Genomic DNA, 20,906 nt, shown 5'->3' with positions numbered 1-20,906 from the left:
CGCCGGCGCAGCGGACTACATTGTCGTTTCTGGACCTCGCGCTGATCATGACCGGCGTGATGGCGATGATCGCCAGCGTCGGCGATCGCCATCCCGCCGTGGCCGACGCGTTTTCCGAAAGCTTCGGCCAAGACAAGGTCGCACGCGCGCAGCAGGTGCGGTTGAAGCTGACCGCCCTTTTCGAACCGCAGGAGGCACGGCTGACGGCAAGGGGCAGGCAGTCGGTTGCCGCGCTTGGCGGCAAGAATCGGCAGGCGGAATTCGCCATTGCCGTTCCCGTGGTGGCGTCCAAGCGCAGCTCCAGGCTCGATCGCTGGGAACTTGCAGCGGCGCGGACGGCGGCGATCATGCGTGTGCTGGCAGAACAGGGCGTCGGCGATGGCGCGATGCTGCCCGACCTGGCGCGACCCGGCGAGGGTCAGGCGGCAGCGGACGGAACCGTGCTGATCACGATCCGCGCCCGCGAAAAGGCCGGGCGCTAAGTTTCTGGCACGGACCTTGCTGTGATCGGGGCACAGTCATCAAAGGACCGTTCATGCCCGTTCGCAAATCATTTCTGGCGCTAGGCCTTGCCGCGCCCCTGCTGGCATCCTCGGCGAGCGTCCAGGCCCAGGCGCAAGCCATTCAGGATCTGAGCGAGATCGACGTGCTGGTTGCCGCGACCATGGGCGCTGGCATCGGCGAGCCTGGCGGCGCGCGCGCGCCGGTGGATCGTCGGCTCAAGCTCAAGGCCTGCCCGGTTGCGCTGGAGGTCACCGGACCTGATCTGGGCGCAGCCGCCGTGCGCTGCCCCGCGCTCGGCTGGCGCATCCGCGTGCCGCTCGATCTGGCCGCCGAGCGCGAGCAGGCCGTCGCCCCGCGTCCGGGTCAGGCCAGGGCGTTGGCAGGGCAGGGCGCCGAGGCCGTCAAGCGCGGCGAGCCGATCCTGCTCACCGTCGACCGGCCGATGTTCTCGCTTTCGCGCGTGATGATCGCCGACAAGGACGGACGCGTCGGCGAGGTCATTCCGGTGCGCGACGATCCCAGGGGCAAGCCTATATTCGTGCGCATCGTCGAACCGGGCCGCGCCACGATCCTCAGTAACTGAGCCGTTTACCAGCGCGAGCAAGATCGCGTTAACCCTTTGTCAAAAAATCGCCTTAAGCAACCGCTGCCAAGGCCGTTAAAGGACGTAAGTCATGCTAGAACGAGGTCTTTACACCATGTCCCGCATTAATGCCTATGGCAGCCCGATCGTCGGTGCGACCCGCAAGGGCGGCAGCACCGAAAAGACCGTTGGCGCGAGCGCGGCCACGGCTGCGACCGACAATACCCTGCGTGAAGCGGTGTCGGTGAGCAGCTTCCTGCAGACCGCATCGGCCTCTGCGCCGATCGACGAGGGCCGCGTCGCCGCGATCCGCGATGCGCTGGCCAATGGCAGCTATGTCATCGACGCGGAAAAGCTTGCCGCCAAGATGATCGAACTCGACCTCGGCGCATCGCTCAACTGATGCAGGGCGAACTGCTTGAGCGCTTTGCGGACACGCAAACCGCGCTGATCGCCGCGCTGGACGCCGGAGACACCGAAGCCATGATCGCGCACACCCGCGATCTGGGCGGGATCACCGATGCCCTGCGCACCCAGGGTGTGCTGCGCGCCGATGCCAGCACCCGCAGCCAGCTCGAAACGCTGATGAAGTATAACGCCGCCGCCGCGCAGCGCCTGCGCTTCTTGCGCGACCATGTCGAGCGCCGCGTCGCCGCGATCCAGGGCGAACAGACGGTCGTGACCTATGGAGGCCGCCCGGCCCGCCGCTGAATTTCTCCCCGAAAGACCTCAATTCGGCCCTTCGTCCCCTGCGGACGGAGGGCTTTTTGTTTGTCCGATTCCCGAGAGCCTCCCCCTTGATGGGGGAGGCAGCGAAGACTTGGCAGCTTGCTGCCTAGGTCGCAGCGGTGGGGGTGAGGGTTGCGGCCGGGCTCGGGGTGTACGTCGAATAGCCCGAAGGCTGAATCCGGCACCATCACCCCCACCCCACCCTCCCCCATCAAGGGGGAGGGCTTCAGGTTGAGCGCCCCGGATTCCTAGAGCGCATCGCTTCACCCACCGCGCCTGCGGGAGGGGTGAGGATCGACGCAAGCGACGGGTGGGAGCGGCAACACCCAAATTGGCACAGCTTTTGCTGTGAACGTCTCCAGTAACCTTTGGAGAGCCGTTTTGTCCTCGTATCTTGGCAGTGTCAGCAATGCAGGAGATCGCGTCACCCGCGCGATTGCCGCGTCTGCGCAGCGCACGGGCGTGGATTTCGACTATCTGATGGGCCAGGCGCGGATCGAAAGCGGGCTCAACCCCAATGCCAAGGCCGGCACCTCGTCGGCGACCGGCCTGTACCAGTTCATCGACCAGAGCTGGCTCGGCGTGGTCGAGAAGCACGGGTACAAGCATGGGCTGGACTGGGCCGCCAACGCCATCCAGCGCGATGGGCGCGGCCGCTACCGTGTCGACGATCCGCAGACCCGCCAGTCGATCCTCGCGCTCCGTAAAAACCCCGAAATAGCCGCGCTGATGGCGGGCGAATTCGCGTCCGACAACCGCCAGTATCTCGAATCCTCGCTCGGCCGCAGCGCCGCGCCGGTGGACCTGTATCTCGCGCATTTCCTGGGTCCGGAAGGCGCCCGCCAGTTCCTCGCCGCGCATGACGCGAACCCTGATGCGGCAGCAGCGCCGATGTTCGCGCGCGCCGCCGGGGCCAACCGTTCGATCTTCTACGACCGCTCGGGAAGCCCTCGCAGCTTTGCCGAGATCCGCACCCGCTTTGCCGACAAGCTCGGCGGCGCGGCGGCAATGGGCGGCAGCCGGTTGCCGCGCGAGGGCAATGATCTGCCGCAGGTCCAGCCTGCCGATTACGTCCGGCTCGCCAGCGCGCGCGCCGCCCGACCCGAAATGACCGCCAGCATCGGCGGAAACGACAATGCGCGGCTGGCTTACATGCTGCTCGCCGCGATGGGAGCCTGATCAGAATGAATCCTGCGTCCAGCAAGCTCGGCCAATTCCTCGCGATGTCGCGCGGCTCGATCCTGCCGCTCGCCACCCTGTTGCTGGTGGTGTTCCTGGTGCTGCCCGTTCCCGCGCTGGTGCTCGACATCGGCTTCATCTTCAACATCATGATCAGCCTGGCGGTGCTGATGGTGGCGCTCAATGTCACCAAGCCGCTCGACTTTTCCAGCTTCCCCACCGTGCTGCTGTTCGCGACGCTGCTGCGCTTGGGCCTCAACGTCGCCTCGACCCGCGTCGTGCTGGTGCACGGGCATGAGGGTGGGGCTGCTGCCGGTCACGTCATCGAGGCGTTCGGCAGCCTGCTGATCGGCGGCGACTATGTCGTCGGCATCTTCGTCTTCGCCATCCTGATGATCATCAATCTGGTCGTCATCACTAAGGGCGCGGGCCGCGTGTCCGAAGTGTCGGCGCGCTTCACCCTCGATGCGATGCCCGGCAAGCAGATGGCGATCGATGCCGACCTGAACGCCGGCCTGATGACGCCCGAGGAAGCCAAGGCCCGCCGCGCAGAAGTGGCGACCGAGGCGGACTTCTACGGGTCGATGGACGGTGCGTCCAAGTTCGTGAAGGGCGATGCGGTCGCAGGCGTGCTGATCCTGGTGGTCAACATCGTCGGCGGCATCATCCTGGGCATGGCGAGCCATGGCCTGGGCATTGCCGAAGCCGCCTCCAACTATACCATGCTGGCGATCGGCGACGCGCTGGTCGCGCAGGTGCCCGCGCTGCTGCTGTCGATCGCCGCCGCGTCGATCGTCACCCGCGTCAACTCGGCGCAGGACCTTCCCGGCCAGATCTCGGGCCAGTTCGCCATCGCCAAGGCCTGGACGCCGGTCGCGGTGATCCTGGGCATCATGGGCGTGCTGCCCGGCATGCCGCATCTCATCATCCTGCCCGCTGCCGCCGCTGCCGGGTTTATCGCATGGAAGCTGTCGCGTCCCAAGCCGCCGGTGGTCGAGGCTGTTGCCCCCGCTGCGCCCGAAAACCCCAATGCCATCGAATGGGAAGACGTGTCCGATGGCGCGATGCTGGGCATCGATGTCGGCTTCGGCCTGGTGCCGCTGGTCGACGAGCGCCGCGACGCGCCGCTGATGCGCCGCGTCACCGGTATCCGCAAGCAGATCTCGAAGGAACTCGGCTTCGTCATCCCGCTCGTTCGCATCAAGGACGACATGGCGCTGCCCGCCAACAGCTATCGCATCACTATCGGCGGCACGATCGTCGCCGAGGACGAGATCTGGCCCGACGATCTGCTCGCGCTCGACAGCGGCGACATCGACACGCCGATCGAAGGCCGCGCCTGCAAGGACCCGACCTTCGGCATGGATGCGGTTTGGATCAGCGCCGACAAGCGCGCCGAGGCGATCGTTGCGGGCTATACCGTGGTCGATGCCGCCACCGTCATGGCGACGCATCTCAACCAGATGGTCCGCCTCAATGCCGCGCAGCTGTTCGGCATGGACGAGACCAAGAAGCTGCTCGAGACGCTCAAGGAAAACTCGCCCCAGCTGGTCGAGGGCCTCACGCCCCAGCCGCTGTCGCTGTTCACCATCTCCGCTGTCTGCCGCGAGCTGCTGCGCGAAGGCGTGCCGCTCAAGGACTTCCGCCGCATCTGTTCGGCGATGGTCGAGGCCGCCGCCGAAGGCACCACCGTGGCGCAGATCGTCGAGGGCGTGCGCCAGCGGATCGGGTCGATCATCATCCAGTCGCTGGTGCCGGTGAACCTGCCGCTGCCGGTGGTGACGCTCGATGCCGAGCTCGAGACGCTGCTCGCCCAGTCGCTGCGCGTTGCCGGCGATGCCGCCTTCCCGATCGAACCGGGCCTCGCGCAGCGCATCCTGGGCGCAATCGAACAGGCGGCGCGTCCGCTGATGCTGGAGCAGCGCAACTATGCGCTGGTCACCTCGCCCCAGGCGCGCAAGCCGCTCGCCGATCTGCTCCGCCCGCGCTTCCCCGATACGCCGGTGCTCTCGTTCCGCGAACTGCCCGACGACAAGCCGGTCGAGGTGGTCGCCACCGTTGGCGGGCAGGCGGGCTATCGCACGCCCCAGGCCGAACATTCCTTCTCGCGCGGCTGATGCAGACGCCGATCCCGACCATTCTCATGAAGCTGGACACCTGACATGCAGCATCTTCCCATCGAGACGATCACCTACGGCCGCAAGCCCGCCGCCGTGCCGCCCGGCAAGTTGATCGAGGCGCATCTGCCGCTGGTCCGCAAGCTCGCCTGGCACGTGCGCGGCATGGCGCCGGGCGTGATAGAGATCGAGGACCTGGTCCAGATCGGCATGGTCGCGCTGGTCGAGGCGGCAAACAATTACGAGGATCGCGGGCACGGCTTTGCCACCTATGCCAGCATGCGCATCCGCGGCGCGCTGATCGACCATCTGCGCGCCAACAGCAACATGTGCCGGTCGGCGATGGACTTCCGCAAGCAGCTGCGCCGGGCGAGCGAGAAGCTGGTGCGCGAACTCGGCCGCAACCCGACCGAAGCCGAGCTGGCCGCCGCGATGGGGATGGACGCTGCCGAGTTCCGCATGCGCTCGGATGCGGCGCAGGACGTGAAGTTCGAATCGATGGACGAGGTCTATTCCGAACATTCGATGTGGTTTGCCGACAGCGAGGATTCGGCCGAGACGCGGATGGAGGCGGACAATCTCAAGCAGCTGCTCAACGCCAGCATCGGCACGCTCAAGGAACGCGAGCAGCTGATCCTGCAGCTGCATTATATCGAGGAGATGAACCTCGACGAGATCGGCCTAGTGCTCGGCATCACCGCGGCGCGCGTCTGCCAGATCAAGAAATCGGCGCTGGAGACGCTGCGCAAGCGGCTCGCCAGCTCGCGCTGACATCCTCTTCAATCCTCCCCCAGCAAGCTGGGGGAGGATTTCATTCTGGCAGCAACCGTCAACCCAGCCTGACACTTTGCTTGTGATGGCCGTCCGATGTGTTAGACATGGATGCTATGGCCTTTCCCTTTTCTGCCATCGTCGGCCAGGACGAAATGAAGCGTGCCTTGCTGATCAGCGCGGTCGATCCGCGCATTGGCGGGGTGATGGTGTTCGGCGATCGCGGCACGGGCAAGTCCACCGCCGCGCGTGCGCTGTCCGCGCTGCTGCCGCCGATGCTGGCGATTGCCGGTTGCCGCTATAATTGCGCGCCCGAAGAGGCGGATCGCTGCCCCGATCAATGCGGGAGCCGCAAGACCGCCAAGGTACCGGTGCCGTTCGTCGACCTGCCCCTCGGCGCGACCGAGGACCGGGTGCTCGGCGCGCTCGACCTCGAACGCGCATTGGGGCGCGGCGAAAAGGCATTCGAGCCGGGACTGCTCGCGCGCGCACATCGCGGGTACCTCTATATCGACGAGATCAACCTGCTCGAGGATCATCTGGTCGACCTGCTGCTCGATGTTTCGCAATCAGGAGAGAATCTGGTCGAGCGCGAGGGGCTGTCGGTGCGCCATCCGGCCAAGTTCGTGCTGATCGGCAGTGGCAACCCGGAAGAGGGCGAACTTCGCCCGCAATTGCTCGATCGCTTCGGCCTGTCGGTCGAGGTGAAGACCCCGCAGGATATCGAACAGCGCATCGAGATCATGCGCCGCTGCGACGCGCAGGAGCGCGATGCCGCCGCATTCGCCGCCGACTGGGCCGAGGCGGACGCGAAGATCGTCAAGCGCATCGCCAGGGGCAAGAAGGCTTTGCCCAAGGTCGCGATGCCCGATGCGACGCTCGAGGATGCCGCCAGCCTGTGCATCGCGGTGGGGGCGGATGGCTTGCGCGGTGAACTCACGCTGATGCGCGCCGCGCGGGCCTATGCCGCGCTCGAAGGCGCGAAATCGGCCGAGCGCAAGCATCTGCGCGCGATCGCGCCGATGGCGCTGCGCCATCGTCTCCGCCGCGACGTGCTCGACGAGACGGGATCGACCGCGCGCATCGACCGGGCGCTGACCGAGCTTTTCGGATGACCGACACGCTGATGGCGGCCCGGCTGCTGGCCGCTGCGCCCGCCCGGCTGGGCGGCATCTGGCTGCGCGGGGCAGGGCCCGAGCGCGAGGCGGCGCTGGCGCTGCTGATGGCTGCGTTCGAGGGGCGCGCCGTGCGCCGCGTTCCCGTGCATATCGACGAGGAGCGGCTGTGCGGCGGGCTCGATGTCGCGGCCTCGCTGGCTTGCGGGCAACGGGTCGAGCAGACGGGGTTGCTGCAGGAGGCAGCGGGCGGTCTGCTGGTCGTGCCGATGGCCGAGCGGATGTCGGCGCTGGTCGCGGGGCGGATCGCGCAGGCGATGGATGCCGGTGCAGGGTTCGCGCTGGTGCTGATCGATGACGGCGGCGAGGACGAGGCACCCCCCGTCGCGCTGACCGAGCGGGTGGCGTTCTGGTGCGAGGGGGTGACTGCCCAGAACGTTACAGACGCTGAAAATCTCCCTATGTCCCGAGCCCCTCGGCTGGCTGGCAAGCCAGCCGAAGGGGATGAACTTTCCGGCCACACCGGGAAGTCGAGGGACGTGATCGGAAACGGTGGTGCAAGGTCCCTCGACACGTTCGGGACAAACGGAGGAGGGGCGGTCGTTGCAAGCCTCGCCAATCTCTCCCTTGCCCTGGGCGTCGATTCTGCACGCGCGCTTCTGTTCGCGCAGACCGCGACGCGCCTGCACGCCGAATGGCACGCGCGCGATCCCGGCGACGAAGACCTCGCCTTCACTGCGCGGACGATCCTCGGCCCCCGCGCCACGCGCATTCCGCAGCAGGCGGATGATCAACCGCCTCCACCGCCTGAAGCCGAAGACGAACCGCCACCGGGCGATGCGGAATCCGAGCAGGAACAACACGATCCCGATGTGCTCGACGATCTGGTCCTCGCCGCCGCGCTCGCCTCGATCCCCAAGGATGTGCTGGCGCGGATCGGCGAGGGGCGGAGTGCCCGGCGCGCGACCGGGACAGGCGGGGCAGGGCGCAAGCGCGCCTCGCAGCTGCGGGGAAGGCCGCTTGGCGCGCGCCCCGGCCTGCCGCGCGGCGGCGCACGACTGGCGCTGATCGATACCTTGCGTGCGGCGGTGCCGTGGCAGGAAATCCGCCGCCAGCAGGAGGCGGCCGACGCGCCGAAGCGCCTGCGCATCCGCAAGGGTGATCTGCGCATCCGCCGGTTCGAGGAGCGCGCCGAGGCGCTGACCATCTTCGCGGTCGATGCTTCGGGATCCTCTGCATTGGCGCGGCTCGCCGAGGCCAAGGGTGCGGTCGAGCTGATGCTGGCGCAAAGCTATGTGAAGCGCGCGCAGGTCGCGCTGATCGCCTTCCGGGGCACCGGCGCCGAGCTGCTGCTGCCGCCGACGCGCTCGCTCACGCGCGCCAAGAAGGTGCTGGGCGAGCTGCCCGGAGGTGGCGGCACGCCGCTGGCGCTCGGGCTGGCCGCAGCGTCGGAGCTTGCCGAGACCCAGGCCGCGCGCGGGCGCACACCGTTTGTGGCTCTGCTCACCGACGGCAAGGGCAATATCGACCGGCAGGGCCAGCCCGGCCGCGCGCAAGCGGGCGAAGATGCGCTCGCCGCCGCGCGCCGCTTCGCCGCTGCCGGCACGCAAGGCGTGGTGATCGACATTTCCGCCCGGCCCCAGCCCGAGGCGGCGGCGATTGCAGCCGCGATGCGCGCGCGCTATCTGGCGCTGCCGCGCGCCGATGCGCGGGGGGTAGAGCAGGCGGTCAGCGCGCTGCAGTTCGGGAAAGCATCATGAGTTCGGTTCGCTGGGAGGTCGAGGGGCAGGACTGGCCCAATCGCGAAGTTAGCCGTTTCGTGCGCACCGCGATGCTCGACTGGCACGTCCAGATTGCCGGGCCCGAGGGCGCGCCGGTGCTGTTGCTCGTCCATGGCACGGGCGCGGCGACGCACAGCTGGCGCGACCTGCTGCCGCTGCTGGCGAAGCATTATCTCGTGATCGCGCCCGACATGCCGGGTCATGGCTTCACGCGCGGTCGGATTTCGGGCGGGCAGAGCCTGCCGGGCATGGCGAAGGCGCTGGGCGAGCTGCTGACCAAGCTGGGCCATCCCGCACCGGCGGTGATCGTCGGCCATTCGGCGGGGGCGGCCATCGGCGCGCGGCTGGCGATGGACGCGCGCTGGGATGCAACGCTGATCGGCCTGACACCGGCGCTGATGCCGTTTCCGGGGCTGGCCGCGCGGCTGTTCCCGGCGCTGGCGCGGATGCTGTTCGTCAACCCGTTCACCGCGATGATCTTTGCCCAGATGGCGAGCAGCCGGGGCGAGGTCGCCCGGTTCCTCAAGAAATCGACCGGATCTCGAATCGACGATCTTGGCGTCGATCTCTACCACCGGCTGTTCCGCACCTCGGACCATTGCGCCGGCGCGATCGGCATGATGGCGAACTGGGACCTCGATACGCTCTCGGCCAGCCTGCCCGGACTGACGGGGCGCACGTTGCTGATCCATGGCGGGCGCGATGCGATGGTGCCCGCCGATTCGGTCGAGCGCGCGGGCCATCTGATCCCCGGTGCCGAACTCGCCGTGATTCCCGATCTGGGACATCTGGCGCATGAAGAAGCGCCCGATCGCATCGCCGAGATGATCCTGGCCTTTGCCGCAACCAGCCCTGCCGTGGCGGCCTGACCAGCATGGCGGGGTTGAAGCAGCGCTGGGTCGGCTGGCGCAACAAGGTGATCGGCAATCCCGCCTTCCAGTCCTGGGCCTCGCGCTCGATTTTTGCGCGCGGCATATCGCGGGTGCGGGCGCGGCGGCTTTTCGACATCATCGCCGGGTTCACCTATTCGCAGACGCTCTATGCCTGTGTCGAAGGCGGCATCGTGGCGCGCCTGGAACAGGGCGCGGCAAGCTCGGCGGAATTGGGCGCGCTCGCGCGGCTCGGCGAGGATGCGACCTACCGGCTGCTGCGCGCAGCGGCGGCGCTGGGCGTGATCGAAAGCGTCGGCGACGATCTGTGGATGCTCGGCGAACAGGGCGTCGCGCTCACCGGAAATCCCGGGGCGATCGCGATGATCCGGCACCATCACCTGCTCTATGCCGATCTGGCCGATCCCCTGTCATTGCTGCGGGGCGAACGCAGCGAGCCCGGCGCGCTCGCAGGCTATTGGCCCTATGCGCTGGGCGACGGCAGCGAGGGCGAGAATCAGGCGGCGGTCTCGCCCTATTCGCAGTTGATGGCGGCCTCGCAGCCGATGGTCGCCGATCAGGTGGTGCACGCCTGGCGCTTCGGCCAGCACCGGCGGATGCTCGATGTCGGCGGCGGCGCGGGCGCGTTCATCGCGGCAGTGGCGAAAGCCGCACCGGCGCTCGAATTTGGCCTGTTCGACCTTCCCGCCGTCACCGCGATCGGCGCGCGGCAACTGGGCGAGGCGGGCGTGCGCGTGACCCCGCATCCCGGCGATTTCCGCAATGACCCGATCCCCGCCGGCTATGATCTGATCACGCTGATCCGCATCCTGCATGATCATGACGACGATCTGGCGCAGAGCGTGCTGGTAAAGATACGGGCCTCAATGACCCCTGGCGATACGCTGCTGATCGCCGAGCCGATGGCGGGAACGCCCGGCGCCGAGGCGATGGCGGATGCCTATTTCGGCTTCTACCTGCTCGCCATGGGCTCGGGCCGCGCGCGCACCCCGCAGGAAATCGGGGCGATGCTGGATAAGGCAGGCTTTGCCCGCTGGACCGAACGCCGCACGGGCCTGCCCATCGTCACCCGCGTGATTGCCGCTACGGCCTGACATTCCGCTCATCGCAAGCCACCCGCTTTCCGTCGCGGAACTAATGCGTCTGAATCTGTAAACCTAGATTGACACTAGAGGGCGTTAATATAAGATGACACCTTGATGGAAGGTCCCTCTTCATGGGCCTGTCGCCAAGAACAAGGGGAGCGCGCACGTGCAGGCAATGGCCGTCATTTTCGAAGCGCCGCATCGCCTTGCGCTTCGCTCTCTCGCGCTGAACGCCCCCGAATCGGGCGATGTCGTGGTCGAGATCGCCTGGAGCGGGATCAGCACCGGCACCGAGAAACTGCTGTTCACCGGCAAGATGCCGAATTTTCCTGGCATGGGCTATCCGCTGGTGCCCGGCTATGAATCGGTCGGTCGTGTCGTCGAGTCGGGCAGCGACTGCCGCGGCCGGATCGGCGAATGGGTCTTCGTTCCCGGTGCCAATTGTTTTGCCGATGCGCGCGGACTGTTCGGCGGATCGGCGCGGCGGCTGGTCGTTCCTTCCGCTCGCGCGCTGCCGATCGACGAAAGCTGGGGCAGCGACGGGGTGCTGTTTGCGCTCGCCGCGACTGCCTTGCACGCGATGGCGGGCGGCGAGGCCCCCGATCTGATCGTCGGGCACGGCATCCTCGGACGCCTGCTCGCCCGGCTCACCATTGCCAGCGGCGCGCCCGCGCCCACCGTCTGGGAAATCGATGCCGAACGCGCCAGCGGCGACCATGGCTATGCCGTGGTGCACCCCGATAGCGACGAGCGCCGCGACTATCGCAGCATCTGTGACGTCAGCGGCGACTCGGCCCTGCTCGACACGCTGATCGGTCGCCTCGCCAAAAAGGGCGAGGTCACGCTCGCCGGCTTCTATCAACAGCCCTTGAGCTTCACCTTTCCCCCGGCGTTCATGCGCGAGGCGCGGATCCGCGTCGCCGCCGAATGGGGTCCGGACGATCTGGTCGCGATCCGCGCAATGGTCTCCAGCGGCGCGCTAAGCCTTTCCGGACTGGTCAGCCATGTCCAGCCGGTCGCCGACGCGCCCGAAGCCTATCCGACTGCGTTCACCGACCCTTCCTGCCTCAAGATGATACTCGATTGGAGCGCTTGCGCATGACGATGCTTGAAAACTCTGGTCCTGATGTGGCTGCCCTGCGCGAGGAAGCCGCGCACGAACCCGATCCCGTCGCCACGGGCCCTGTGACCAAGGAAACGCAGGTCATCGCCATCTATGGCAAGGGCGGATCGGGCAAGAGCTTTGCGCTCTCGAACCTCAGCTACATGATGGCGCAGCAGGGCAAGCGCGTGCTGCTGATCGGCTGCGATCCCAAGTCGGACACCACCAGCCTGCTGTTCGGCGGCAAGGCGTGCCCGACGATCATCGAGACCAGCAGCGCCAAGAAGCTGGCCGGGGAAGAGGTCAAGATCGAGGATGTCTGCTTCCAGCGCGACGGCGTGTTCGCGATGGAACTGGGTGGCCCCGAAGTCGGCCGCGGCTGCGGCGGACGCGGCATCATCCATGGCTTCGAACTGCTCGAGAAGCTCGGCTTCCACGATTGGGGCTTCGATTTCGTGCTGCTCGATTTCCTCGGCGACGTGGTCTGCGGCGGCTTCGGCCTGCCGATCGCGCGCGACATGTGCCAGAAGGTGACCGTGGTCGGATCGAATGACCTGCAATCGCTCTATGTCGCCAACAATGTCTGCAAGGCGGTCGACTATTTCGGCAAGATGGGGGGCAATGTCGGCGTCGCGGGCATCCTGATCAACAAGGATGACGGCACTGGCGAGGCCCAGGCCTTTGCCGAGGCGGTGGGCATTCCGGTGCTCGCCTCGATCCCCGCGAACGAGGATATCCGCCGCAAGTCGGCCAATTACCAGATCATCGGTCGCCCCGACAGCGAATGGGGCCCGCTCTTTGCCGAGCTCGGCCTCAACGTCGCCGAGGCTCAGCCGACGCATCCGCGCCCGCTCACCCAGGACGGGCTGCTCGGCCTGTTCAAGCCCGAGGATACCGGCGGCAATGTCGAGCTGGTCCCTGCGACCCAGGCGGACATGCGCGGCGGCGTGTTCGAGGAAAAGGCCTCGCTCGAAGTGGTGTACGACCAGGTATGAGCGATAGCCCCGCCTTTCCCGCGCCACGCAACCCCGACCGGATCGACCTGGCGGCCGTTCCGGTAGAGGGTGGTTGCGCGTCGAAAGACACCATGCGCGCGGCGGCGGAGCAGGCGGGCAAGGGCGAGGTGCTGGCGCGCTATGCGGCGGACTACCCCCAGGGCCCGCACGATCAGCCGCAGAGCATGTGCCCGGCGTTCGGAAGTTTGCGCGTCGGCCTGCGCATGCGGCGCACCGCGACAATCCTGTCGGGCTCTGCCTGCTGCGTCTATGGCCTCACCTTCACCTCGCATTTCTACGGCGCGCGCCGCTCGGTCGGCTATGTGCCGTTCAGCTCGGAGACTTTGGTCACCGGCAAGCTCTACGAGGATATTCGCGACGCGGTCCACCTGATGGCGGATCCGGCGCTCTATGACACCATTGTCGTGACCAATCTTTGCGTGCCGACCGCATCCGGCGTGCCGCTGCAAGGCCTGCCCAAGGCGATCAACGGCGTGCGCGTCATCGGCATCGACGTGCCCGGTTTCGGCGTGCCCACCCATGCCGAGGCCAAGGACGTGCTGGCAGGCGCGATGCTCGCCTATGCCCGCAAGGAAGCTTCACAGGGGCCGGTTGCCAGCCCCAGCCATCGACCGGACCGGCCGACGGTGACTCTCCTGGGTGAGATGTTCCCCGCTGACCCGGTTGGCATCGGGCAATTGCTCGAGCCCCTGGGCCTCGCGGCCGGCCCGGTCGTTCCCACCCGCGAATGGCGCGAGCTGTACAGCGCGCTCGATTGCGCCGCGGTCGCCGCGATCCATCCGTTCTACACCGCGAGCATCCGTGAGTTCGAGGCGGCTGGGCGTCCGGTGATCGGCTCCGCCCCGGTCGGCGTCGATGGCACGGCGGCCTGGCTCGATGCCGTGGGCGCGGCCTGTGGCATAGCGCAGGACAAGGTCGATGCCGCCAAGGACCGCTTCCTGCCCGCGATCCGCGCGGCGCTCGCCGCCAGCCCGATCCAGGGCCGCATCACCGTTTCGGGTTATGAAGGCTCCGAACTGCTGGTCGCCCGGCTGCTGATCGAAAGCGGCGCGGACGTGCCCTATGTCGGCACCGCCTGCCCCAGGACGCGCTGGTCCGATCCCGACCGCGAATGGCTCGAGGCGCGCGGCGTGCGCATCCAGTACCGCGCCAGCCTGGAACAGGACATTGCCGCGGTCGAGGAATTCCGCCCGAACCTGGCCATCGGCACCACGCCGGTCGTCCAGCACGCCAAGAGCGAGGCGATCCCCGCGCTCTATTTCACCAATCTCATCTCCGCCCGTCCGCTGATGGGTCCGGCGGGCGCCGGATCGCTTGCGGTCGTGATCAACGCCGCGCTCGCCAACCAGGACCGTTTCAACCGGATGCAGAGCTTTTTCGACGGGGTGGGCACCGACGAGAACGCGGGCATCTGGCGCGACACCCCGGTCGATCGGCCCGAGTTCAAGAAGAAATATGCCTCCCGCATGGCGGGCCTCAACAAGTCCGAGGAGGCGGTGGGCACATGACCCTCATCATCGATCATGACCGCGCAGGCGGTTACTGGGGCGCGGTCTACGCGTTCACCGCGATCAAGGGCTTGCAGGTCATCATCGACGGCCCCGTGGGCTGCGAGAACCTGCCCGTCACCTCGGTGCTGCATTATACCGACGCGCTGCCGCCGCACGAGCTGCCGATCGTCGTCACGGGTCTCGGCGAAGAAGAGCTGGGCAAGACCGGCACCGAAGCTGCGATGCGCCGCGCCTGGCAGACGCTCGATCCAGATCTTCCCGCCGTGGTCGTCACCGGTTCCATCGCCGAGATGATTGGCGGCGGCGTGACGCCCAACGGCACCAATATCCGCCGCTTCCTGCCGCGCACGATCGACGAGGACCAGTGGCAGGCCGCCGACCGTGCGCTGACCTGGCTGTGGACCGAATTCGGGCCCAAGAAGGTCAAGCCGCTCGCCCCGCGCAAGGAGGGCGTGAAGCCCAAGGTCAACATCATCGGCCCGATCTACGGCACGTTCAACATGCCGAGCGATCTCGCCGAGATCCAGCGGCTCGTCGAGGGCATCGGCTGCGAACTCAACATGGTCTTCCCGCTGGGCAGCCATCTCGCCGATGTGAAGAAGCTCGCGGACGCAGAGGTCAATATCTGCATGTACCGCGAATTCGGCCGCAACCTGTGCGAGACGCTCGAGCGGCCGTATCTGCAGGCGCCGATCGGCCTCGAATCGACCACGCTCTTCCTGCGCAAGCTGGGCGAGCTCACCGGCCTCAACCCCGAGCCGTTTATCGACCGCGAGAAGCACACGACGATCAAGCCGCTCTGGGACCTGTGGCGTTCGGTCACGCAGGATTTCTTCGGCACCGCAAGCTTCGGCATCCATGCCAATGAGACATATGCACGCGGCATCCGCAATTTCCTCGAGCATGACATGGGGCTGCCGTGCAATTTCGCCTTCAGCCGCACGGCAGGCGTGAAGCCCGACAACGAGGCGGTGCGCCACGCAATCCGCACCAACCCGCCGCTGGTGATGTTCGGCAGCTATAACGAGCGCATGTACATGGCCGAATGCGGCGCGCGCGGCATGTACATTCCGGCGAGCTTCCCCGGCGCGGTGATCCGCCGCCACACGGGCACGCCGGTGATGGGCTATTCGGGTGCGACCTGGCTGGTGCAGGAAGTGTGCAATGCGCTGTTCGATGCGCTGTTCCACATCCTGCCCTTGTCGAGCCAGATGGATGCCGTGGCGGCGACGCCGGCCAGGATCGAGCGGGAACTCGCCTGGACCGATGAAGCCAAGGCGCGGCTCGACCGGCTGGTCGATGCGCAGCCGGTATTGGTGCGCATCTCTGCGGCCAAGACATTGCGCGACGCTGCGGAGAGGGCAGCGCGGCGTGCAGGCGAAGATTCAGTAACCGAGGTGCGGCTGGTGGAGGAAGCCGTCGCACAGAATATGGGTGAGGTCGCGTGAGCGTCTTGTCCAGTCATCGGCCTTGGGACGGGGCCTCCAATATCCGCGTCGGGTTCGCCCGCACGGATAATCGCCTGGAAGGCGCCCACGCGGCGTTCTTCCAAATCTGGAAGCTAAGGAGAATATCTCATGGCAGATGAAGGGATGGGTCCCACGACCTACCTCACAGAAAGCGAGGCGAAGGAGTTCCACAAGCTCTTCGTCGCCAGTTTCGCTTTCTTCACCATCGTCGCGATCATCGCGCACGTACTGGTTTGGCAATGGCGCCCCTGGTTCCCGGGCACGCCCGGCTATGAAGCGACATCGAGCCTCGACCCGGTGACCGACGTTCAGCTCAGCTAAGAAGGAAACCTGATCATGCATAGAATGTGGCAATCATTCGACGGCAACAGGATCCTGACTGCGCTCGCGGTCTTCCTGTTCGTCCTCGCACTTCTCATCCACTTCATCCTGTTGAGCACAAATCGCTACAACTGGCTGGAGCCCCCTATGCCGGCAGCTGCACCTGCGGCGGTTGCTGCGGCATCGGCGATTACACCCTGACCTAAGGGTTAAGCCAGTGTGTCGCCTTGCCAGGCGATGAGGGCGGACCTGTGGAACCGGTTTTCACCGGTCCGCCCCTTTCACTGGATGCATGAGAACAAACGAGCCCCCGCATACGGGGAATAATCATTCACGCTCGCCGCACAGCATCGCGGCGGCGAACGAAGGAGTCTGGCAATGGCGCTCTTGAGCTTCGAGAGAAAATATCGCGTCAGAGGCGGAACATTGGTCGGCGGGGATCTGTTCGATTTCTGGGTCGGGCCATTTTATGTCGGCTTCTTCGGGATCACGACGCTGTTCTTCGCCTCGCTCGGCACTGCGCTCATCTTCTACGGTGCGTCGCAGGGTGGAACCTGGAACCCCTGGCTGATCAACATCGCGCCGCCGGACCTGAAATATGGCCTCGGCCTCGCGCCGCTGAAGGAAGGGGGATTGTGGCAGATCATCACGGTCTGCGCGATCGGAGCGTTCGTCAGCTGGGCCTTGCGAGAGGTCGAGATCTGCCGCAAGCTGGGCATGGGCTATCACGTGCCTGTCGCCTTCGGCTTCGCGATCTTCGCCTATGTGACGCTGGTGGTGTTCCGCCCGTTCCTGCTGGGCGCCTGGGGACATGGCTTCCCCTATGGCATCTTCAGCCACCTCGATTGGGTGTCGAACGTTGGCTACCAATATCTGCATTTCCACTACAACCCGGCGCACATGCTCGCCGTGTCGTTCTTCTTCACCACCACGCTCGCGCTTTCCATGCACGGCGCGCTGGTCCTTTCGGCCACCAACCCGGCCAAGGGTGAGGAAGTCAAATCACCCGAATATGAAGACACCTTCTTCCGCGACCTGATCGGCTATTCGGTCGGCACGCTCGGCATCCACCGCGTGGGCCTGCTGCTGGCGCTGAACGCCGGGTTCTGGAGCGCAGTGTGCATCATCATATCCGGACCGTTCTGGACCCGCGGCTGGCCCGAATGGTGGACGTGGTGGCTCAACCTGCCGATCTGGATGTGAGAGGGGTAATCACCATGGCAAGCTACCAAAATATCTTCACCCAGGTCCAGTTGCGCGGGCATCCCGAAATGGGGATGCCGCACAAGGACGACAGCGAACCGCGCATCCCGCTTACCGCCTATAGCTACTGGATGGGCAAGCTGGGCCAGGCGCAGCTCGGGCCGCTCTATCTCGGCAAGCTGGGTCTCGCATCGCTGCTGTTCGGCGGCCTGTCGATCGCGATCATGGGTCTCAACATGCTGGCTTCGGTCAACTGGAACCCCAATCGCTTCCTCAAGGAATTCTTCTGGCTGGCGCTCGAACCGCCGGGTCCGGAATGGGGCTTCTCGGTCTATGTGCCCCTGGCCGAAGGCGGCTGGTGGATCATCGCGGGCTTCTTCCTGACCGCCTCGATCCTGCTCTGGTGGGCCCGCACCTATCTCCGCGCCAAGGCGCTGGGCATGGGAACGCACATCGCCTGGGCCTTTGCGAGTGCGATCTGGCTGTATCTGGTGCTCGGCATCATCCGTCCGTTCCTGCTCGGCAGCTGGTCGGAAGCCGTGCCCTTCGGTATCTTCCCGCACCTCGACTGGACCGCAGCCTTCTCGATCCGTTACGGCAACTTGTTCTACAATCCGTTCCACGCCCTCTCGATCGCCTTCCTTTATGGCTCCACCTTGCTTTTTGCGATGCACGGCGCCACAATTCTGGCCGTGGGTCGCTATGGTGGCGAGCGCGAGATCGAGCAGATCTACGATCGCGGAACGGCCAGCGAACGCGCCGGACTGTTCTGGCGCTGGACCATGGGCTTCAATGCCACCATGGAATCGATCCATCGTTGGGCCTGGTGGTTTGCGGTGCTGACCACACTTACCGGCGGCATCGGCATCCTGCTCACCGGCACGGTTGTCGATAACTGGTATCTCTGGGCTCAGGAGCATGGTTTTGCCCCTGCCTATCCCGATACCGGTGTTGTTGATCCGAGCACGAGTTTCGTCGCACCCGATCCGGTGCCGGCGGAACCGAGCCTGATGGCTGCGGACCCTGGCGCTGCTGCGCCTGCGGCCCCCAGCCCGGCAGAAGGGAACTGACAGCCATGTTGACCCTATCCAAACTCACCACCATGGGGGCGCTGGCCGTGGCCGCGCTCTCGCTCGGGGCCTGTGACATCGGCCCCAAGACGTCCGAACAGGGCGGTTTCCGGGGAACCGGCATCGCCCAGATCAGCGATCCTGACAACAAGATCGATCCCGGTACCGTTCCGCCGCCTCCCTATGAGCTGCCGCCCCCATCGGGGCCGAAGGCGAGCGAGGTATATCAGAACGTCAAGGTTCTTGGCCATGTCAGCCAGGAGGAGTTCGACTATACCATGGCGGCGATCACCCAGTGGATCGTGCCTGCCGATGCCCCGCCCGAACAGGCCGGGTGCAACTACTGCCACAATGCCGAAAATCTGGCGGACGACAGCAAATATACCAAGGTTGTCGCGCGCCGGATGATCCAGATGACGCAGAACATCAACCAGAACTATTCGGACCACGTCAAGAAGACCGGCGTGACCTGCTATACCTGCCATCGCGGCAATGCAGTGCCGAAATATGTCTGGACCGATCCCAAGCCCAGCGACGGGCGTCTGATGGGCAACAAGCGTGGCCAGAACACGCCGAGTCCGGTCACCGCTTATGCTTCGCTGCCGCTCAGCACGGCCAGCATGTATCTGGGGCTCGATGCCAAGGCGGCGCGGGTGCAGTCGAAGACCCGGCATCCCACGACGCTCAATCTCAAGGGCACCAAGGATGCAGAGGCCAATTATGCGATCATGATGCACCTGTCGCGGTCGCTGAACGTCAACTGCACCTATTGCCACAACAGCCGCGCCTTTGCGCAATGGGGCCAGTCGAGCCCGCAGCGCGCCCAGGCCTGGTATGGCCTGCAGATGGTCAAGAACGCCAACCAGGAATATATCCACCCGCTGACCAGCGTGTTCCCGGCCAACCGGCTGGGTCCGCAGGGCGATCCGTACAAGACCAATTGCGCAACCTGCCACCAGATCCAGCGCAAGCCGCTGGGCGGTGCCCAGATGGCCAAGGACTATCCGGCGCTGCTGACGCTCGGGCCCAAGGGTGTGGTGCCTGGCGCCGCGCCTGCGGGAACGGCTCCGGCCATGCCCGGCATGCAGGCGCCGGCTCCGGCAGCGGCGGCAGCCGCACCGGCTGCGGCTGCAGCGGCTGGGAATTGACGATCTGAAATCCTCCCCGAGCTTGTCTCGGGGAGGGGGACCGCCGACCGCAAGTCGGTGGTGGAGGGGAAGCAAGATGGCATGACGTTCATGGTCTGCACTTCACCGCTGCCCCTCCACCGCCCGCTTCGCGGGCGGTCCCCCTCCCCCAGCAAGCTGGGGGAGGATTTTTGATCGAGTAAGCGCTCATGCACCTGTTCGAAGCCCTGGTTGTCCTCCACGTCATCTGCGGGGCGACCGGGCTGATCGCGTTCTGGGTGCCGATTGCGTCGCGCAAGGGCGGGCAGGCGCATCGCAAATGGGGGCGGGTGGCAACGCTCGCCTTTATCGGGGCAGGCATATTGGCCATCGCGATGGCGCTGCTGTCGCTTTACGGGCCGGAAAAGCGGCTGCCGATGATCACCGACCGCGTGCTGTTCGACGGGCTTTTCGGCTGGATGATGCTCTATCTCGGCATGTTGACCATCGGCTTTGCGGTCTATGGCCTTGCCGTCGTCCGCCATCGCGCCAACCGCGCGGCCTTGCGTGCGCCGCATTATCTCGCACTGTTCGGCGCGGTGATCGCCTCGGCTGCGTGGTGCGGCTATTACGGCCTGATGATCGGCCAGCCGCTGATGGCCGCGCTTGCCGTGGTCGGGCTGACCGCTGTGGCGACGCAGCTCTTCTATGTCTGGCGACCCAGCGCCCCGGCGCGCGCGCATGTGCCCGAACATTTCCGCGCGCTGCTCGGCATGGGCATATCGGCCTATACCGCGTTCCTGTCGGTCGGGCTCATCCGGCTGGTGCCCGATCATGTGTTCAATCCCCTGATCTGGGCAGTGCCCAGCGTGATCGGGGTGAGCCTGATCCTGCGCTATACGCTCGCCAACCGGCCGAAGGCGGGCAGCGCAACCAGGTCCGTGCAGCGGCGGCAAGCATAGGAGGCGCGGATGAAGGACTGGATCGTCAACAATCTGGGCATCATCGAGATGCTGATGTCGGGCGTGCTGGTACTCGGCTTCTGCGCCTGGCAGTATTGGAGCGTGAGCAGGCCCGACAAGGGGGAGTAGGGGGATCTACGCCTTCATCCCGCTGGTCGGTCCGGGGCTGCCCATCGCGGTCCGCTAACGTCATCCTGAACTTGTTTCAGGACCCATCGTGCCCGATCAAGCCGAAGCCGCGTGGGGAGAAATGGGTCCTGAAACGAGTTCAGGGTGACGGAGGTGACATCGCGACGTTCAGCGCGGGGCCTTCGACAAGCTCAGGCTGAGCGGAGTGGGGTGCGGGTGCCGGGCGGGCAGGGTGCAGGAGCTGGCCAAGTTGCGTGGAGCGC

Annotated in this window: 21 protein-coding genes; all 21 read left to right on the top strand. The window is 66.1% G+C overall.

Going from position 1 to position 20,906, the window contains the following annotated elements:
- The first annotated feature begins 20 nt into the window (after positions 1-20).
- The 21 genes from AX725_RS07230 (at position 21) to AX725_RS07130 (ending at position 20,514) form a co-directional block, all read left to right on the top strand.
- Positions 21-482, top strand: a complete 462-nt coding sequence (locus AX725_RS07230; protein ID WP_060978912.1) for a hypothetical protein — start codon at positions 21-23, stop codon at positions 480-482.
- A gap of 53 nt (positions 483-535) precedes the next feature.
- Positions 536-1,087: a hypothetical protein gene (locus AX725_RS07225; protein WP_067513532.1), complete on the top strand. Its 552-nt coding sequence runs from the start codon at positions 536-538 to the stop codon at positions 1,085-1,087.
- A gap of 115 nt (positions 1,088-1,202) precedes the next feature.
- Positions 1,203-1,490 (top strand): flagellar biosynthesis anti-sigma factor FlgM, encoded by a 288-nt coding sequence (gene flgM / locus AX725_RS07220; protein WP_060978913.1) that lies wholly within the window; start codon positions 1,203-1,205, stop codon positions 1,488-1,490.
- A complete protein-coding gene (locus tag AX725_RS07215; protein ID WP_060978914.1) occupies positions 1,490-1,798 on the top strand; it encodes a hypothetical protein in 309 nt (102 codons plus the stop codon). The genes flgM and AX725_RS07215 overlap by 1 nt, the downstream gene beginning before the upstream one ends.
- A gap of 399 nt (positions 1,799-2,197) precedes the next feature.
- The gene (locus AX725_RS07210; protein ID WP_060978497.1) at positions 2,198-2,995 is read left to right on the top strand and encodes a transglycosylase SLT domain-containing protein; all 798 of its coding nucleotides are present in this window, start codon (positions 2,198-2,200) and stop codon (positions 2,993-2,995) included.
- A 5-nt stretch (positions 2,996-3,000) separates the two neighbouring features.
- Entirely contained in the window at positions 3,001-5,112 is a 2,112-nt protein-coding gene (gene flhA / locus AX725_RS07205) for a flagellar biosynthesis protein FlhA (RefSeq protein ID WP_060978496.1), read from the top strand.
- 45 nt (positions 5,113-5,157) lie between these two features.
- A complete protein-coding gene (locus AX725_RS07200) occupies positions 5,158-5,883 on the top strand; it encodes a sigma-70 family RNA polymerase sigma factor (protein WP_060978495.1) in 726 nt (241 codons plus the stop codon).
- A 116-nt stretch (positions 5,884-5,999) separates the two neighbouring features.
- Entirely contained in the window at positions 6,000-6,998 is a 999-nt protein-coding gene (gene bchI, locus AX725_RS07195; protein ID WP_060978494.1) for a magnesium chelatase ATPase subunit I, read from the top strand.
- Positions 6,995-8,758: a magnesium chelatase subunit D gene (locus tag AX725_RS07190; protein ID WP_060978493.1), complete on the top strand. Its 1,764-nt coding sequence runs from the start codon at positions 6,995-6,997 to the stop codon at positions 8,756-8,758. Before bchI ends, AX725_RS07190 begins: the two co-directional genes overlap by 4 nt.
- A complete protein-coding gene (gene bchO, locus AX725_RS07185) occupies positions 8,755-9,648 on the top strand; it encodes an alpha/beta fold hydrolase BchO (protein WP_060978492.1) in 894 nt (297 codons plus the stop codon). The genes AX725_RS07190 and bchO overlap by 4 nt, the downstream gene beginning before the upstream one ends.
- A 5-nt stretch (positions 9,649-9,653) precedes the next feature.
- The gene (locus tag AX725_RS07180) at positions 9,654-10,763 is read left to right on the top strand and encodes a methyltransferase (RefSeq protein WP_060978491.1); all 1,110 of its coding nucleotides are present in this window, start codon (positions 9,654-9,656) and stop codon (positions 10,761-10,763) included.
- A 166-nt stretch (positions 10,764-10,929) separates the two neighbouring features.
- Positions 10,930-11,856, top strand: a complete 927-nt coding sequence (gene bchC, locus AX725_RS07175) for a chlorophyll synthesis pathway protein BchC (protein ID WP_060978490.1) — start codon at positions 10,930-10,932, stop codon at positions 11,854-11,856.
- Entirely contained in the window at positions 11,853-12,851 is a 999-nt protein-coding gene (locus AX725_RS07170; protein ID WP_066114754.1) for a chlorophyllide a reductase iron protein subunit X, read from the top strand. Before bchC ends, AX725_RS07170 begins: the two co-directional genes overlap by 4 nt.
- Positions 12,848-14,380 carry a chlorophyllide a reductase subunit Y gene (gene bchY, locus AX725_RS07165; RefSeq protein WP_060978488.1) on the top strand — a complete coding sequence of 511 codons (1,533 nt, stop codon included), beginning with the start codon at positions 12,848-12,850 and terminating at the stop codon, positions 14,378-14,380. Before AX725_RS07170 ends, bchY begins: the two co-directional genes overlap by 4 nt.
- Positions 14,377-15,831, top strand: coding sequence for a chlorophyllide a reductase subunit Z (gene bchZ / locus AX725_RS07160; protein ID WP_060978487.1), 1,455 nt, complete (start codon positions 14,377-14,379; stop codon positions 15,829-15,831). The genes bchY and bchZ overlap by 4 nt, the downstream gene beginning before the upstream one ends.
- Positions 15,832-15,960: 129 nt before the next feature.
- Positions 15,961-16,173, top strand: a complete 213-nt coding sequence (gene pufB, locus AX725_RS07155) for a light-harvesting antenna LH1, beta subunit (protein ID WP_023839307.1) — start codon at positions 15,961-15,963, stop codon at positions 16,171-16,173.
- Between the two features lie 15 nt (positions 16,174-16,188).
- Positions 16,189-16,374: a light-harvesting antenna LH1, alpha subunit gene (gene pufA, locus AX725_RS07150; protein ID WP_023839308.1), complete on the top strand. Its 186-nt coding sequence runs from the start codon at positions 16,189-16,191 to the stop codon at positions 16,372-16,374.
- A 177-nt stretch (positions 16,375-16,551) separates the two neighbouring features.
- On the top strand, positions 16,552-17,376 hold the full coding sequence (pufL, locus tag AX725_RS07145) for a photosynthetic reaction center subunit L (protein ID WP_060978486.1): 825 nt from the start codon (positions 16,552-16,554) through the stop codon (positions 17,374-17,376).
- A gap of 14 nt (positions 17,377-17,390) precedes the next feature.
- Positions 17,391-18,446 (top strand): photosynthetic reaction center subunit M, encoded by a 1,056-nt coding sequence (pufM, locus tag AX725_RS07140; protein WP_060978485.1) that lies wholly within the window; start codon positions 17,391-17,393, stop codon positions 18,444-18,446.
- A gap of 5 nt (positions 18,447-18,451) precedes the next feature.
- Positions 18,452-19,594, top strand: a complete 1,143-nt coding sequence (pufC, locus tag AX725_RS07135; protein ID WP_060978484.1) for a photosynthetic reaction center cytochrome PufC — start codon at positions 18,452-18,454, stop codon at positions 19,592-19,594.
- 188 nt (positions 19,595-19,782) lie between these two features.
- A complete protein-coding gene (locus AX725_RS07130) occupies positions 19,783-20,514 on the top strand; it encodes a hypothetical protein (RefSeq protein ID WP_060978483.1) in 732 nt (243 codons plus the stop codon).
- Positions 20,515-20,906: the final 392 nt, after the last annotated feature.

It is taken from the genome of Blastomonas sp. CCH9-A1, from assembly GCF_001557175.1.
In the GTDB taxonomy this organism is placed as follows: domain Bacteria; phylum Pseudomonadota; class Alphaproteobacteria; order Sphingomonadales; family Sphingomonadaceae; genus Blastomonas; species Blastomonas delafieldii_A.
The sequence above is the reverse complement of the archived record's forward strand: the minus strand, read 5'-3'. Positions and strand labels throughout refer to the sequence as shown.